The 17,007-nt window shown below is 45.3% G+C and carries 13 protein-coding genes; 10 read left to right on the top strand and 3 right to left on the bottom strand.

Features of this window, described 5'->3' with window-relative positions; all coding sequences use genetic code 11:
• The first annotated feature begins 1 nt into the window (after position 1).
• Positions 2-838 (top strand): purine-nucleoside phosphorylase, encoded by an 837-nt coding sequence (locus AABW11_RS08155; RefSeq protein WP_340104441.1) that lies wholly within the window; start codon positions 2-4, stop codon positions 836-838.
• An 81-nt stretch (positions 839-919) separates the two neighbouring features.
• Positions 920-1,702 carry a hypothetical protein gene (locus tag AABW11_RS08160; RefSeq protein ID WP_340104444.1) on the top strand — a complete coding sequence of 261 codons (783 nt, stop codon included), beginning with the start codon at positions 920-922 and terminating at the stop codon, positions 1,700-1,702.
• A 150-nt stretch (positions 1,703-1,852) separates the two neighbouring features.
• Here the strand turns inward: AABW11_RS08160 and AABW11_RS08165 are convergent, their stop codons facing one another.
• From AABW11_RS08165 to AABW11_RS08175, 3 genes are all read right to left on the bottom strand, one after another.
• Positions 1,853-2,899, bottom strand: coding sequence for an isoaspartyl peptidase/L-asparaginase family protein (locus tag AABW11_RS08165; RefSeq protein ID WP_340104446.1), 1,047 nt, complete (start codon positions 2,897-2,899; stop codon positions 1,853-1,855).
• 131 nt (positions 2,900-3,030) lie between these two features.
• Complete coding sequence (locus AABW11_RS08170) at positions 3,031-3,810, bottom strand: slipin family protein (protein ID WP_340104448.1); 780 nt, start codon at positions 3,808-3,810, stop codon at positions 3,031-3,033.
• The gene (locus AABW11_RS08175) at positions 3,803-5,152 is read right to left on the bottom strand and encodes an NfeD family protein (RefSeq protein ID WP_340104450.1); all 1,350 of its coding nucleotides are present in this window, start codon (positions 5,150-5,152) and stop codon (positions 3,803-3,805) included. Before AABW11_RS08175 ends, AABW11_RS08170 begins: the two co-directional genes overlap by 8 nt.
• A gap of 438 nt (positions 5,153-5,590) precedes the next feature.
• Between AABW11_RS08175 and argF the strand changes: the two genes are divergently transcribed.
• The 8 genes from argF (at position 5,591) to AABW11_RS08215 (ending at position 16,906) form a co-directional block, all read left to right on the top strand.
• Positions 5,591-6,562, top strand: coding sequence for an ornithine carbamoyltransferase (argF, locus tag AABW11_RS08180; RefSeq protein WP_340104452.1), 972 nt, complete (start codon positions 5,591-5,593; stop codon positions 6,560-6,562).
• Positions 6,563-6,644: 82 nt separating this feature from the next.
• On the top strand, positions 6,645-7,916 hold the full coding sequence (locus AABW11_RS08185) for an argininosuccinate synthase (RefSeq protein WP_340104454.1): 1,272 nt from the start codon (positions 6,645-6,647) through the stop codon (positions 7,914-7,916).
• A 94-nt stretch (positions 7,917-8,010) separates the two neighbouring features.
• Positions 8,011-9,291 carry an argininosuccinate lyase gene (gene argH, locus AABW11_RS08190; RefSeq protein ID WP_340104457.1) on the top strand — a complete coding sequence of 427 codons (1,281 nt, stop codon included), beginning with the start codon at positions 8,011-8,013 and terminating at the stop codon, positions 9,289-9,291.
• Positions 9,292-9,610: 319 nt separating this feature from the next.
• Positions 9,611-12,679 (top strand): SusC/RagA family TonB-linked outer membrane protein, encoded by a 3,069-nt coding sequence (locus tag AABW11_RS08195; protein WP_340104459.1) that lies wholly within the window; start codon positions 9,611-9,613, stop codon positions 12,677-12,679.
• An 11-nt stretch (positions 12,680-12,690) separates the two neighbouring features.
• On the top strand, positions 12,691-14,034 hold the full coding sequence (locus tag AABW11_RS08200; protein ID WP_340104463.1) for a RagB/SusD family nutrient uptake outer membrane protein: 1,344 nt from the start codon (positions 12,691-12,693) through the stop codon (positions 14,032-14,034).
• A 249-nt stretch (positions 14,035-14,283) separates the two neighbouring features.
• Positions 14,284-15,111: a serine hydrolase gene (locus tag AABW11_RS08205; protein WP_340104465.1), complete on the top strand. Its 828-nt coding sequence runs from the start codon at positions 14,284-14,286 to the stop codon at positions 15,109-15,111.
• A 61-nt stretch (positions 15,112-15,172) separates the two neighbouring features.
• Entirely contained in the window at positions 15,173-16,084 is a 912-nt protein-coding gene (locus tag AABW11_RS08210; RefSeq protein ID WP_340104467.1) for a sulfurtransferase, read from the top strand.
• A gap of 201 nt (positions 16,085-16,285) precedes the next feature.
• Entirely contained in the window at positions 16,286-16,906 is a 621-nt protein-coding gene (locus AABW11_RS08215; RefSeq protein ID WP_340104469.1) for an HD domain-containing protein, read from the top strand.
• Positions 16,907-17,007 lie beyond the last annotated feature (101 nt).

Below are 17,007 nucleotides of genomic sequence, written 5' to 3' on the forward strand. Positions count from 1 at the left end.
AATGAGCATAGAATCTGTTGCGACCTTTCGAAAAAAAAGAAATGAAGCCCTTCAATTTATACAGGAAAATACCGACCTGAGACCGAACTACATGTTGATTCTCGGCACAGGCCTTGGCCAGCTTGCTGAAGAGATGGAAGTGGTAAAAGAGATCAGCTACGACAAAATTCCGCATTTCCCGGTATCTACAGTTGAAAGCCATGCCGGTAAACTTCTCTTTGGAACACTTGGAGGCAAAGAAGTTGTAGCCATGCAGGGACGGTTCCACTACTATGAAGGTTACAACATGCAGCAGATTGTTTTTCCGATTCGCGTGCTAAAAGCTAATGGCGCAGATACACTTTTTGTTAGCAATGCATGCGGGGGAATGAACCCAAACTATGCGGCTGGTGACATTATGCTGATTCGGGACCACATCAACATGATTGGAGATAACCCGCTGATGGGGCCTAACGATGAGGAGCTTGGGCCGCGCTTTCCTGATATGAGTGAGCCGTACAGCGAACGGCTGATGGATATTGCAAAAAATGCGGCACTCGAAAGCAATTTACAAATGCACCAGGGCGTTTATGTTGCACTTAGCGGCCCGATGCTCGAAACAAAATCTGAATATAGGTTCCTTCGGCTCATCGGGGCGGATGTGGTAGGCATGAGCACGGTGCCTGAAGTGATTGCCGCCGTTCATATGGGAATGGAGGTATTAGGAATTTCTGCAATTACCGATGAATGTTTCCCGGATTCTTTAAAACCGGTTAATATTGAAGAGATCTTAGCAGCTGCATCTATATCAGAGCCTAAAATGACACGAGTGATAGTAGACGTGCTTAAGAAACTATAATGCAGTTTGCTGTTTTTACAACACAAAAAATAGTAATTTGGTCATGCACCATTACTATAAATCATATAGCACATCAAAGGTATGAGCTTTGACAATTTTGACAGAGATCCTATCTGGAACGAACATCAGTGGGAGTCTCACTTAAACGAGATAGAGAAACGTAGCGAACAGCTTCGTAAATTCATTACATCAGATCCCAACGAAGATGTACCGCGATGGATAAGTCTGCTAAAAGAGAGTTTTGATGAAATGGATGCTGTAGAAGCGTATATAGAAGAAGAACTTCTGTTTGACGAAGCCTATTTTCCCGAAGATGAAGACGATTGGGAAGATGAAGATGATGACGATGAGTTTGACGATGACCTGTTTTTCAGAGACGAACTTCCACCGTTTCTCGAAACAGATGATTATGATGATGACGATTTTGACTACGGGGAAGACTGGAAAGAGCTGAGTGATGATTTTACCAACTCGGATTACGGCTCCATTGAAAACCTTGAGGTGTACAGGGAATCAATTGATTTAGCTGTAGATGTTCTTAAGTGGGGGGAATCTATTCCCGCACACGCAATGAATCCGCAGGTACATGAATTTGTGAGCAACATCCTGAAAATAGGAGCCAAACTAGCCGGCGGATATTCCTTTGGGTTTGAAAAAGATGTGCTGGGCGGTAACATCGCTTACACTAAAAAAGCTTTGCACAGCTCCAATGAGGCACTTCTGAAACTTCAGGATATGAAAGAAGCCTCTCAATTCAGAGGTGATGAATATTTCGATTTCCATGCCCGCCTTTTCGAAATTCGAAACGACATTGGAATCTACGTTCAGGAGTTGAGAGATCAATTTCAGTTTGGGATCGAATAAATCCTTACCCGTTTAAATTTTATTAGAACCGTAAACTAAAAATGCGGAAGTGGATCAATAAAGCTGATCTGCTTCCGCATTTTTTTATCCTTTCCAATAGGATTTTTCTTTTACGAACTGAGCTGGTTAGAAGAGATCTGGAATACCTTTCTACTCATTCTCCCATATCATCACTTCCTGCTCGCCATTGGAATTGATGGATCCCCTGAACATGCCCGGGGTGTTCATTTTCATGGCGATATTTCCAACGCTGTCAACAGCAATGAATCCCGCTTCATCGGGCTGAAGGCGCTCATTCAGAAGATAGTCGACGGCTCCTTCAAGGCTATATCCACCAAACTCAACAAGATTCGCAATCGTATTCGCTGACACCTGCTGCATAATTTTCTCACCCCAGCCTGTCGCTGAAACAGCCGCAATATGGTTGGCATAGGTTCCGGATCCGATGATCGGCACATCACCCACGCGACCAAACTGCTTGTTGGTCATCCCTCCTGTTGAAGTAGCAGCGGCCAGGTTGCCATCTGCATCAAGCGCAACGGCACCGACCGTTCCGAACTTTTTGTCAATCAGCCATTCTCTGTCAAGAGGCGAACTTTCAGGTGATAGATTTGAGGATTGTCCCTGTGCTCTTTGCCAAGCCTCGTAGCGGTTTTGTGTAAAGAAGTAGTCGTTTTCAACCCGTTCCACATCCGTTTGATCGGCGTAACTCTCGGCACCCTGTCCGGAGAAGAATATATGCCGTGACTCCTCCATCACATTTCGCGCCAGCGATATCGGGTTTTTGACGGTCGTCACCCCGGTAATGGCCCCGGCTTCGAGTGTGCTTCCATCCATGATGGCCGCATCCAGTTCGTGAGTTCCTTCGGCTGTAAAAACAGCGCCTTTTCCGGCATTAAACAGTGGGTTATTTTCAAGATTTCTGACCACTTGTTCAACGGCATCGAGTGCAGAACCGCCATCACGTAAAACAAGCTCTCCGGTCCGGACGGCACGTTCAAGTCCGTCATAGTACTGCTGGCGAATAGAATCAGGCAGATCTTTTGAAATTGTACCAGCCCCACCATGAAGGGCCAGCGCCCATTCAATGGCCGGTTCTTCAGATGTTTCAGCCGATTGTGTGCAACCGGTGAAGTAGAGTAAACTGAGGACCAGAAAGGCAATGAGTAGATGTCGAAATGTGGTCGTAAAATTCATAAATATCTGGGTTAGAACGTTGATCAGCAAAGTGCTAATGTAAGTGAGATTAGCAGAAAATAAAAAACCCGGCTGAATAACAACCGGGTTTAGTGATTTAAATATGGCTAAAGGCCTTTAAATTGAAGATTTTATTCTTTTTTCTTTTCAGGCCTGAACGATTCCAAAAACTCCATTGGGAATGGGATAAACGTGAATGTGGCGTTCTCCTCACTAATCTCGTTCATGGTTTGCAGGTATCGGAGCTGCAGGGCTGTAGGTGTTTTTTCAATCATTTCACCGGCTTCAACAAGTTTCGCAGCCGCTTCAAACTCACCTTGTGCGTTAATAACTTTTGCACGTCGGTCCCGCTCACTTTCGGCCTGCCGCGCCATGGCACGTTTCATGGTTTCAGGCAGAATCACATCTCGTACCTCAACAGTCACAACTTTAATTCCCCACGGATCGGTCTGCCGGTCGATAATATCCTGAATTTTCTTATTGATCTTCTCGCGCTCAGACAGAAGCTCATCCAGTTCAAACTGACCCAGCACACTTCTGAGTGTAGTTTGTGCAATCATGGATGTAGCCCCGATATAACGCTCCACCTGTATAACTGCTTTCTCGGCATCCACCACACGGAAAAAGGTAATGGCGTCAACATTTACGGTGACATTGTCCTTAGTAATGACTTCCTGCTTATCCACGTTAATGGTAAGCACCCGGAGGTCAACACGCTCAATTTTATCAATAAAGGGAATCAGGATAATAAGCCCAGGCCCTTTTGTAGACTGAAACTTACCAAGACGGAAAATAACACCTCGCTCATATTCACGAAGTATTTTAAACATCTGCGGCAGAAAGACCGACAGAAAAATTACAATTGTGATCAGCCAGATAATTAAATTAGAAAATGCTCCTGCATCATCCATCAGATAACTCCTTTTTTTCGGTTAGTTTGGATTTAGAATTTACAAATACTTTAAGTCCTTCAAATCTTACAATGATACAGCGGTCACCTTCATTCAGTATTTCGTCACTTTCCGCACGCCAATATTCGCCGTTATGAAATACGCGTCCTTCGATTTCGGGTGTGATGCGATCGGTAACTTCTGCTTCACGCCCTACTTCGGATTCAATACCGGAGTGAAAACCGCTAAATTGCGCTTTGATGCCGGATGTTACGATCCATGCGAAAAACAGTACCGTTACGATTGTTGCGGGAACCAGCCAATACCAACTCAATTGCATTTCCTCCGGTAAATCTTGAAATAACATTAACGCCCCCAGGAAAAAGGATACGGCGCCTCCGGCAATTAACAGTCCAAATGCCGGCGTAAACGCTTCTGCCACAAACAGTATAATAGCCAGTCCTATAAGCAGAAACCCTGCAATATTAACGGGCATGGCAGCTACACCATAAAGTAATAAAATTAATGCAATCACACCCGCCATACCCGGCACAATTGCACCGGGGTTAGATACTTCGCCAATAATTCCGTAGATAGCGACAAGTGTGAGTATTAGCATCACTTCGGGGCGCAGTAAAAAACTGAAAAATGTTTCGGCCAGGTTCGGTTCTATACGGTTTTGTGATGCATTTTCAGTTTGTAAAACGTTTCCTTCGACCTCCATGCCGTCGATTTGAGAGAGTAGGTCATCCAGGTTCTGAGCTATGAAGTCTACTACATTGATGTCTACGGCTTCGTTTGATGTGATGGAATCCCCATCGCGAACGGCTGATTTTGCCCATTCTGTGTTGCGGCCGCGCCGCTCGGCAATAGTTTCGATGTAGCTTTCAGAAAAGTTGAAGATCTTCTTTTGAGATACGGAATCCATCTCTCCGCCTCCCATTGAAACCGGTGAGGCCGCACCTATATTTGTGGCCGGAGCCATTGCTGCAATATGCGCAGCAAGCGTAATAAATGTGCCGGCACTTCCTGCATTTGCACCTTCCGGTGATACATAGACAGCAATGGGATGGGATGACCCAAGGAGTTCCTGTACAATCTCCTGGGTAGAACTAAGCAATCCCCCGGGCGTGTCGAGCTCAATGACAAGAAGTTCATCGCCGCGCTCGCGGGATGTGCGGAGCCCGCGCCGAATATATTGAGTCGTTGTGGGGCCGATGGTTCCCGAGACTGATATAATACTAACGCTTCCGGGTGTGCCTGGATTGGTTTGATCGGTCGTCTGCTCAGTAGTATCCTGCAAAACAAACGCGGATCCAACTCCAAAAAGCAATATCGCAAAATAGATTCGGTAATTTTTCATGGAAAACTTTTCGTTATTCAATCCGGGGTTGCACAAGTATTCGTAAAACTGTTATAGCCCAATAGCAAATCTTAGCACCAATAGTAATGAATATTTATGTATATCAGGTTAACATCCTCCGTTTAAATAACGTTTGAGAAATGATATATAAAGTATGACAGAGAAGTACCCCTTTAAAGAAATTGAAAATGATGAAAAGAAGATTTGGATTTTAAATAAAATTGCGAGAGTTTATCTGTATGAATTTTGAAACGCACAGCATACCAAGCTTTTCTTTCCGCCGCCGTCGCCGCTCAGGCGTGTGATAAAGCTGTGTACCCAACCACTTTCACAACGCCTGCTTAATTCAAATTGAGCAGGCGTTTTTTTTGCCCTAAAGTTTTCCCTCAAAGGACTAGCCTTTTTTCAAAATTCAACACCTAACATAAGACAAACGACATGTCTAATTTTTTAACGATCTCGGATTACGAACCGGAACAAATTCAGTATCTGCTGGACTACAGCGCCGAACTCCATCAAACAGCCGGCGGCGAGTTAACTGGTAAAAACATCGCTTTTGTATTTGAAAAGCCATCACTTCGGACCAAAGTCGGAACCGAAGCGGCAATTAATCATCTCGGTGGCAACGTCATTCATATTGATGCAGATATACTTCTCAGCAGCGGAAAGGCAATTCCGTTTACAAGCCGGGAATCTCTCAAAGACGCCATGAAAAACGTGTCGCTCTGGTGTGATGCTGTTTTTGCCAGGGTCTATTCCCATCAAACGCTGAAGAATATGGCGGAATACAGCTCTATTCCAATTATCAATGCGTTGTGTGATAAACATCATCCAATGCAGGCGCTGGCAGATCTTCATACGCTTCAGCAAAAGCTCGGAAAAGATGAGGAGCTGACGGTAGCTTTTGTTGGTGACGCCAATAATGTGGCATTCTCACTGATCGAGATTTTACTAAAATTTGGGCATAAGGTTCAGTTTTCAGGGCCGGAATCCTATGGCTGGTCAGATGATCAGCTTCGATACTTTGCCCTTCTTGCCGTTCAGTACAAAGGGACATTTACGACACATAATGATCCGTCAGAAGCTGTAAAGAATGCCAATGCCATCTACACTGATACATATATTTCAATGGGTGAAGAGCATTTGTATGATGAAAAAATCAAGCATTTCAAACCATTCCAGGTCAATATGGAGCTGTTCTCGCAGGCCAATCGGAATGCAGGTTTTATGCACTGTCTGCCGGCACACCGGGGTGTGGAAGTGACCGACGATGTCATTGATCACGAGAATTCCTGGGTGTATCAGCAGGCCGAAAACCGGATGGTTGTCTCGAAAGGCGTTTTCGCGGGGCTGCTAACTAGAGAAAGCAAAGAACTGATAAAAAATGGAGAACAAAAAGTCTCCTCTTGAAGGAGGTTTTAATTGAAGGCACTGAGCCTTTACGAACACACCCTAAAACAAATTTCAAAAATAGACTTTAAAGATAAAAATCATGAAAAACGAAACTACATATAAAAAAGTCGCCTCACACGAAGCTGAGAAAGGATCTTTCAACACCTGTCTGCTGCTCTATTCCGGCGGACTTGATACCAGCATGATGCTCAAATGGATCCAGGAAGAGTATGAATGCGATGTGATTGCACTTACGGTGAACATCGGGCAAACAGCCGATGACCTGGACGCCATCAAAAAGAAAGCGCTAATGTTAGGTGCAAAAGAAGCGATTGTGTATGATGCAAAATCAGAATTTGCCGAGCTTTGTGCGGAAGCCGTAAAAGCCAACGCGGATTACCAGGGCGGGTATGCACTTGGATGTCCGCTTGGGAGGGTTATGATCTCTCAGCTGGCTGTTCAGTTTGCCGCTGAATTTGGCTGCGAAGTTGTAGCCCACGGGTGTACCGGGAAAGGAAACGACCAGGTTCGGTTTGAAAGCTATATCACAACGCTTAATCCTGATTTGAAAATTATTGCCCCGGTACGGGAATGGAGTATGGGCCGGAATGAACAGATTGAGTATGCTATAAATAATGGGATACCGGTAGATCAAACCCAGAAAAGCCCGTATTCGTATGATGAAAATATGTGGGCTAATACCGGGGAAGGCGGTGAAATTGAAAATCCCGAATTAATACCCCCCTTGGAGCGAATCCTGAAATGGGCGAATACACCGCAGCAGGCGCCGGATGAAGAGGAGCTTGTGAAAATTGGTTTCGAAAAAGGAGAGCCTGTATCTCTGAATGGTATTAATTACGAGAAAAAAGAACTTATCCTGATGCTGAACGACATCGGCGGCAAGCATGCGGTTGGCGTGTTTCACCTGATTGAAGACCGGGTCGTTGGCCTGAAGGTCCGGGGAGTGTATGAGAATCCGGCCGCAACAATTCTGATCCAGGCGCATAAAAACCTGGAGCAGCTGGTGTCAACGCGGGAAGAAAATGAGCTGAAGGGATTTATGGATCAGAAATGGGCGTACCTTATATACGGAGCCAAATATTTTGAGCCGGTTATGGATAACATCAGGGCATTCATCAACGAGCAAAATAAAAAAGTAACGGGCGTGGTAACGCTGAGGCTATATAAAGGCAACTGTGTTGTCGTTTCGCTGTCATCGCCATACTCTCTGTTTGATGAAAATCTTGCTACCTTTAACAAGTCGGCCGCGTTTAACCAAAATGCATCTGCCGGGTTTATTGAACTCTGGAATCTTCCGCAAAAAACTGCGTATCAGCTTAAGAAAGAGGTGAGCAAGGAAGTAGTGCAGTGAGGTAAAAGTGAGAAGTGAAAAGGCAAAAGAAAGCAATCTTTCAGCCTTTAAACTCTTCAACACTCATTTAAACACAACCCAAAAAAGTCTTTACATGTCTAAACTCTGGCAGAAAAACTCAGCCGACACTCAATCCGATATAGCTAAAAAAGTGGAGGCATTTACGGTCGGGAATGATTACGAGCTCGACCAGGAGCTGGTTCCGTATGACGTAAATGCGTCAAAAGTGCATGCAGCTGCATTGGAAAAAGCGGGCATATTAACGGAGTCCGAGCTTGCAAAGCTCAAGAATGGACTGTCTGATATCCTGTCTCTTTGGGAGAAAGGTGAGTTCGAAATTACCGTTCAGGATGAGGATATGCACACGGCGATCGAAAATCACCTTGTTGAAAAGCTGGGGGATCTTGGGAAAAAAATTCATACCGGACGCTCCAGGAACGACCAGGTATTGACGGCGATGCGGCTATATGAAAAAGACCGGCTAAAAGATGTTATCTCAGCCGCAGGCCAGTGTACGAATGAGTTGCTGAAATTCGCCAAAGCTGGAGAAACTGTGCCGATGCCCGGATTTACCCACACACGAAAAGCGATGCTCAGCAGCGTAGCGCTTTGGGCCGGCGGATTCGCAGAGATGCTGAAGATGCAGGGTGATGCATCATCCGGAGTATTATCACTGGTCGACCGGTCGCCGCTTGGCTCGGCTGCCGGCTTTGGAACCACGATCGACATTGACCGTGATTTTGAAGCTGAGAAACTCGGTTTTGCAAAACCACTAGTCTGTTCTACCACATCACAACTGAGCCGAGGCTGGGTTGAACTTCAATATGTTCAATATCTGTGTGGATTAACGGCAGTACTAAATCGGCTGGCTGCAGATATCATCCAATATTCCGGGGAGATATCACCATATTTCACACTCGATGACGCGGTGTGTACAGGCTCGTCTATCATGCCTCAAAAGAAAAACCCGGACTTAGCTGAATTAATCAGGGGGCGGCATTCTGCGAATATCGGTCATGCGGCGACACTTCAGTCGCTCACCATGAATCTCAACAGCGGCTACCACAGGGATCTTCAGCTTACTAAGGAGCCTGTTTTAAAAGCTGTTCGAAATACACTTGAATCGCTTGCAGCCTGTACATTGCTTGTGAAATCTGTGTCGATCAACAAGGAAGAGCTGCAGAAAGCGTGTTCCGCGGAGCTTTTTGCGGCCGAAGAAGCGTATAAACTGGTTAAAGAAGATGGAATGAGCTTCCGGGATGCCTACAGAAAAATTAAAGAGTCAAGTGGTGGGGCAGATATCGATCCGCATCAAAAATTAAAAGAGAGTACACATCTTGGGTCGACTGGGAACCCGGGGCTGGAACGGATTTAGATCCGTTAGCAAAGTCCTCTTCGAATGACTTAACTGGAATAACTGAATGTTTCAGTTTGCGCCATTAGAAGATGGAAATAACAGTTTAAAGTGTAATCACTTTTTTAATAAATTACCTTTGAAAGCGCTTTTGTATAAAATATTTTCTTGAAGCTTTTAATTGCATTGTATTTGTAATATTATTGCGGTGCTTATTATAATAAATAATAGTTGACACATACTTCGCGTCGGATTTGCTCATTCAGGCATCATAACAGTCAACCACGAACTCGCCTTAACTGCCAAGCGCGGAATAACCTATAAAATAAAGCATGTATATATGTACAGATCTATACGTAAATTAATTACCAAATTAACGTTTCTGTTATTAGCTATTCCCCTGCTTGCGGCAAGCGCAAATGGCCAGGAAAGGGAACGAACAGGAACTGTATTAGATACCGAGGGTGAAACTCTGGTTGGAGCTACCGTTTACATTGCGGATAACAGCGAGCGCGGAACGGTTACCAATATTGATGGCGAGTTTACAATTGAAGCTGCAGATGATGATGTACTCGTTGTATCGTATGTAGGCTATCAAACCCAAAGAGTTCTTGTTGGTGACAGAACAGATATCACTGTAACACTTGAGTTGGATCAGCAGTTGCTTAATGATGTTGTAGTAGTGGGTTACGGTGTACAAACCCGAAGCGATCTCACAGGATCCATCTCCAGTATTTCTGCGGAGGAAATTGAAAATCAGCCTGTTGCAAGTCTCGATGCAGCCCTCCAGGGGCGGTCGTCGGGTGTGTTCGTCAGCAGTCCATCCGGAACACCGGGTGCCGGGATAAGCGTAAATATTCGAGGGCAAACCTCAATATCGGGCAGTAGTGAACCCCTTTATGTGATTGATGGCGTGCCTATCATTTCTGAAGATCTATCAGGATTGTTTTCCGGTGGGCAGTCAACCAATTCAATTGCGGATCTGAATCCCAATGACATTCAATCTATCGAAATCCTCAAAGATGCTTCCGCTACCGCTATTTATGGATCGAGGGGTGCTAACGGTGTGGTAGTTATCACCACAAAACGAGGCCGTTCGGGTGAAGCAAAAATTGGCTTTAATACATATACGGGATTTCAAAATGTGACCGACATCATTGATATGCATGACTCCAACGAGTTTTTGCAGCTGATGAATGATGCAGCCAGGCAGGATAATCGCGATTTGGGTACAAATTATTCCGATACGTATGTATCTGACTTATGGGGTTTTGATCCTAACGCAAATGATCTTCAGAATACACGCTGGTACGATGAAATTTTCAGGACTTCGCGGGTTTCAAACTATGAGCTTACGGCATCAGGCGGTAGTGATAATACCCGTTACTTCACATCATTGGGTTATTTCGACCAGGAAGGCGTTCAGCTCGGGACAGGCTTTGAGCGTATCAGTGCGAGGATAAATCTCGATGCAACTGTGACGGATTGGCTCGATGTTGGGACGAACCTCACGGTGAACAGAACCATCCAGAACCGGACTATTAATGATAACTCTCTTTATGGTGTTGTTATCAATACGCTGGCAGGCGACCCGCTGATGCCCGTTTATGAGGAGGATGGTTCTTACGCTGACCCGTTCAGCTATTTTGGATGGTGGATGCTGGATAATCCAGTCTTGATTGCCGAAGAGTACAGCCGGTTTACACGAACAGTCCGCGGGCTTGGAACCATCTTCGGCGAAGCGACTCTCGCAGAAGGATTGTCTCTGAGAACATCTCTGTCGATCGACTATACAAATCTAGATGATGAGGCTTATACCCCGATTATTTCCAGGGAGTCTCAGAATTCACAGAGCAACGGGTTCGGTAATTACCTAACCACGCAAGATTTTACGTGGCTAGTTGAGAACTACCTGTCATATATTAACACCTTCAATGATCGTCACAGCGTTAACGCCGTTCTCGGGACCTCATTTCAGGCGTCTGACCGTAACTTTTCCTCGCTTTCAGCCCAGGGCTTTCCGAGCGATCAGTTTACTAAATTATCCGTTGCTGCCCAGGTAACAAGCGGGTCAACCTCCGGCACAAGCTGGGGGCTTGCATCGTATTTCTTCCGCGGGAATTACACCTTTGATGATAAATACCTGCTAACCGCCACCGGCCGCCTGGATGGATCATCACGGTTTGGTGAAAACTTCAGATATGGTTTTTTCCCATCCGGATCAATAGCATGGAGAATCACCAATGAAGATTTCATGCAGGATCAGAAGATCTTTTCAGAACTTAAGCCAAGAATCAGCTACGGAATTACTGGAAACCAGGAAGGAATCGGCAACTTTGCCTCCCGCGGTCTGTTTGGCGTATCTGACTACAGATCGACTCCTACGCTCGTTCCGGCACAGCTGAGCAACGCAAACTTATCGTGGGAATCTACCCGTCAATTTGATATAGGACTCGATGCTGGTATTTTGAATGACCGGATCACATTTAGCGCAGATTATTTTATTAAAACAACGGAAAATCTGTTGCTCAATCGACTTGTTCCGGGAGTATCCGGTTTCACGGGAGTGACAGACAACATCGGGAAGATGGAGAACAAAGGTTTTGAGTTTTCTGTCAGAGGCGCTGTCTTATCCGGCAGAGATTTAACCTGGACTTCAGGATTTAATATATCATTTATTGAAAATAAGGTGTTAGAACTTGAGGTTAATGATCAGGTATTGAACGATTCCCATATTCTATCGGAAGGTGAGCCGGTGGGAACTTTCTATCTTATTGATCAAAATGGTGTTGATCCACAAACAGGAAATATGCGCTGGATTGATGAAAATGGTGACGGAGTGATCGACTCCGGTGACCGGCGGATTGTTGGAAATGCTCAGCCTGATTTCTTTGGTGGCTTCAACAATTCGTTTACCTATAAAGGCTTTGACCTGAATGTGCTCTTCCAATTCACGGTCGGAAACGACGTTTTCAACCATAGCCGCGCATCATATGAAAATCTCGGCTGGAGCCGGATTGGTACCGGATTTCCGCTGCCCGATGGAAACAATCATACACTTGCGGATGACCGCTGGATGGAGCCGGGAGATGAAACAGACATACCCCGGGCTTCTCTAACCAATATCAACTGGAGGGAATACTCCTCTAGATGGCTGGAAGATGGATCGTACCTGAGGCTGAAAACTCTCACATTGGGATATAATGTCGCACCTGATCTGACACAGAAATTCGGAATGAGCAACCTGAGGTTGTACATGCAGGGGCAAAATCTACTGACATTCACCAACTACACGGGCCTCGACCCTGAAGTGAATCAGAATGCAAGAAATGCACTTGTTGCAGGATCCGACTTCGGAACCCATCCACAGGTACGTACGATCTCTTTTGGCATAAATCTGGAATTTTAAAAATAGGACTCATGAAAAAATTATTAATAACAGGTATTACATTTTTTGCGCTGTTTCTGATGTCCTGCGATGTATTGGATACGGAACCGGATACATCCCTTGATGCAAATACTGCCATAGTTGACGGCGCGTCAGCTGAGGCAGTTCTTCTCGGAGCGTATTCCAGAATGCAGACAAACCCTTATTACGGTGTTCACTATACTTTGAGCCCCGACCTTGCATCGGATAATGCAGTATATCAAGGGTTTTTTGACTCCCAGCTTGAAGTAGACTCCGGCTTCTTTCCCATCAGTAATCTCTGGATTGGTACGGCCTGGGTTGATATTTACAGGGTAGTCAATATCGCAAATCTCCTGATCGCGGAAGTGCCAAACGTTGAAGATGATGCATTTTCCTCTCGCGACCGGGTGCTGGGTGAAGCTCATGCAGTTCGAGCAATGGCTTATTTTGACCTGCTTCGAGTATTCGGATACCATTTCGATCGCTCGTCAAATTTTGGTCTGCCGCTGTTGCTGGAGCCTGTAGAAAACAATGACTTCAACCAGATTCCTGACCTGGAAAGAAGCACGGTTGAAGCCACCTATCAGCAAATATTGTCCGATCTGGAAACAGCTATTTCGCTGATGCAGGGATACGATAATAATACAGCACTTAGCTATTGGCCTGCAATTGCGCTTCGCGCAAGGATTAACCTGTATGCCGGTAACTACGGGGATGCATTTGATGACGCCGACGATGTGATAGCAAACGGAGGTTACAGCCTCGTTGAAAACGTTTCGGATCTTTATTCCAACACCGGAACGACTTCTGAGTCTATTTTTGACCTTGTGTTCACTGACCAGGACGGCAGCAGCTTATTCACATATATGTTTCAGCGGGATGAATATAATGTTGACCCGGATTTAACAGGATCGTTCGAAGCTGGCGACGATCGTGCAGATTTGTTCAGGTTTGACCGCTCGAGCGACAGATCCTTGAAATGGTCTGACCCTAATAATGCGAATAACGTAAGAATTCTGAGACTAGCCGAAATGCACCTTATCCGTTCAGAAGCGGCGGTGTTTGATCAGACGGATCCTAACGCAGGACTGGACGATCTCAATGAAATCAGGAACCGTGCCGGACTTGCCGATGCGGGACCCTTTGCTACAACCGAAGAATATGTAGATGCATTGCTGGGTGAACGCCGTGCGGAGCTAAATTATGAGGGGCACCGATTTTTTGACCTGGTTCGTCTCGGGCGTTTTGACGAGGTCCTTGGAAGGGAGCCGTTTCGAAGGGTGTTTCCAATTCCCAGGGATGAACTTCAGATATCAGAAAATCTTGAGCAGAATCCTAATTACCCAATCGAATAATATCTGATAAATAAGACGCCGACCTTGCCGGGGCGACTGATCTGAACGATAATTCAAAGCCGAAAGAAAATATATCTTTCGGCTTTTATTTTGTCTATGAATTTGTGGGAGTAGAGAGTCACAGCTATATTCAGCTGAACGTTCACCAACATATCCGTTATGTATCGCAGCTTATTAAGCTTAATAGTAATTTCACTGTTTCTTTTAAGCTCCTGTTCAGATACCTCACAAAATCTAAGTGAGCTCAAATTGGAAATAGAGTCAGTTCTGGAGAATGAAGAAGGAACATACGCCGTCTTTTACAAAGATCTGAATAATCCGAACCTCCAGATCACCATCAACCCGGATACAATGTTTCATGCCGCCAGCACGATGAAAACCCCGGTCATGATTGAAGTATTTAAGCAGGCGGAAGAGGGACGGTTCTCAATTTACGATTCCATTGAAATTGAAAACAGGTTCTATAGTATTGTGGATAGTTCGGAGTTTTCTCTTGAGCTGGATCCAAATGCCGATGATCCTTACGAATCGATGGTTGGGGAAACGGCAACTATTTATGATCTCACGCATGCCATGATTACCTACAGCAGCAACATCGCTACCAACCTGATGATTGACCTGGTGGGTGCTGAAAGCACCACAGAATCCATGCGAGAGCTCGGCGCCGATTCCATCCGGGTACTGCGCGGCGTTTACGATATGAAGGCGTACAATCAAGGATTGAGCAACCGAACAACGGCGCGGGACCTTGCCATTATTCTCGAAAGTATTGCTGACGGTGACGTGGTGGATGCCGAAGCAAGCCAGCTGATGCTCAATATTCTGGAAGAACAGTTTTATAAAGATATTATCGCCGGAAACTTACCTGACGAGGTTGTGGTTGCGAGTAAATCGGGGTTCATTACCGGCGTAAGGCACGATTCCGGCCTCGTTTATCTGCCGGACGGGCGTTCGTACCTTCTGGTTTATCTCTCGAAAAATGTACCTGACGAAGAGCGAAGCGTAGCGACGGGAGCCACGATATCGAAAATGGTCTACGATTTTTATATGGAGAATCGTGCAGGCCTTGATCAGTAATGATCCTCTGCACTGCTATGTAATACTCACAATTTAATGCAAAACTAAACCACAGAAAGTCATGAAACGCCTCAATTTTTTCCTGATCATACTCACAACACTTATTGCTCTCAGTTGCACGGCCGGGGAGCAGTCCGAAACGGCTGCCGACAGCGAATACCCGAATGCAGAGCTGCTGATTTCAGCCTCTGAACTGTCTGAGATGCTCGCCGATCCCGGTAATGAACTGCTTCTGGTAGATGCGAGAAGTGAAACGGAAGGTGGCGTGATACCAGGCGCTATCCATTTTCCGGCTGTTTCCTCGTTGGTAGACGAGGATCATCCCATAGACTCTTACCTGGTTGGTCCGGATCGCTTCCAGGAACTGATGCGAGGAATTGGACTGGACCAGGACGATAACGTAATTATTTACGATGGCGGAAATGCCCTGGCCGCCGCCCGCCTTTTTTACGCACTCGACTATTATGGATTTTCAAATGCATCCATTTTAAATGGCGGTATTCAGGCCTGGGATGAAATGAACGGAACGCTTTCTGAATCCGCATCAACCTCGCAGGAGGGCACATTTGAGGCCTCGGCGGAGGAAACACTAATGTGTGATTTTGATTATGTCGTTGAAGCTTCTCAAAGCGATAATAAAGTTATATTTGATGTACGGTCGGAAGAGGAATATGCCGGGGAGGTTGAGAGAGCCGCAAAAAGCGGACGTATTCCTAACGCAGCGCACCTGGAGTGGAGTAATGTTCTCGAATCGGAAGGAGTCCCCTATTTTTTACCTGCAGACTCAATCCAGGCAAAGTTTTCAAGCCGGGGAATCACACCTGACAAAGAAGTTATACCACATTGCCAATCTAATGTGCGTGGGTCACACGCTTATTTCACTCTCCGCTTGATGGGCTATGATTCTGTGAGGCCTTACGAAGGCTCCTGGGTCGATTACGGTAACCGTGAAGGTGCCACGGTGGTACAGTAGAAGTTTGGAGGAGGTAAATGTATTAATTGAAGTGCTTCGGTTTAAAACAGAATTTGAGTTTAAGTAGCATTTATAAGCCTTTGTTTATCACCTGTATCTGCTTAAACGCGGAGGTGCATTTTTTAAACATGGATTCGTAGTTGAAATCAGAATCAAGCTCTTTATCCGGCACTTCGAAAAATTATAGATAAATACTTTAAAATGTCAGAAGAAGTATATAGAAAATTTTTAGAAGATAATACTGAAAGTGATGCTGCCCATGATATTGCGCATGTGAAACGTGTAGTAAAAAATGCAGAGCTGATTTTTTTAAAAGAATCTGCAGACAAAGAGATTGTATTGGCTGCGGCCTGGCTTCACGATTGTGCGATTCTTCCTAAAAATCATCCCGATAGAAAAAGAGCGTCAACTTTTGCCGCACAGAAGGCAGCGCAATTTTTAGCGACAATTGATTTCCCTGAAAATAAAATTGCTTCGACCGCTCATGCCATCGAGGCGCACAGCTATTCCGCAGGAATTATCCCTAAAACGATCGAGGCCAAAATTGTACAGGATGCCGACCGGCTGGATGCACTCGGTGCTATTGGCATTGCACGATGCTTTTCGGTTGGTGGAGAATTGAACAACCCGATGTACCACCCGGATGACCCGTTCGCAGAAAACAGAGAGCCAGACGATACGATATGGACTGTTGATCATTTTTATCAAAAACTTTTCCGGCTGCCGGATATGCTCAATACCAAAACGGCGAAAGAAGTGGCATCAAAGCGGGTAGAGTATATGAAATCGTTTCTCCAGCAAGTGTCTGCGGAAATTGGCTGATGTTGGGATGCGATGTCTGGAAAGGAGGTCAGAATATATTTTTGTGTTCATGAAAATAATCTGATACACATCTCATGGTTCTAACGCTTTGTTATATAGAG

It is taken from the genome of Rhodohalobacter sp. 8-1 (genome assembly GCF_038150125.1).
Classification (GTDB): Bacteria; Bacteroidota; Rhodothermia; order Balneolales; family Balneolaceae; genus SW132.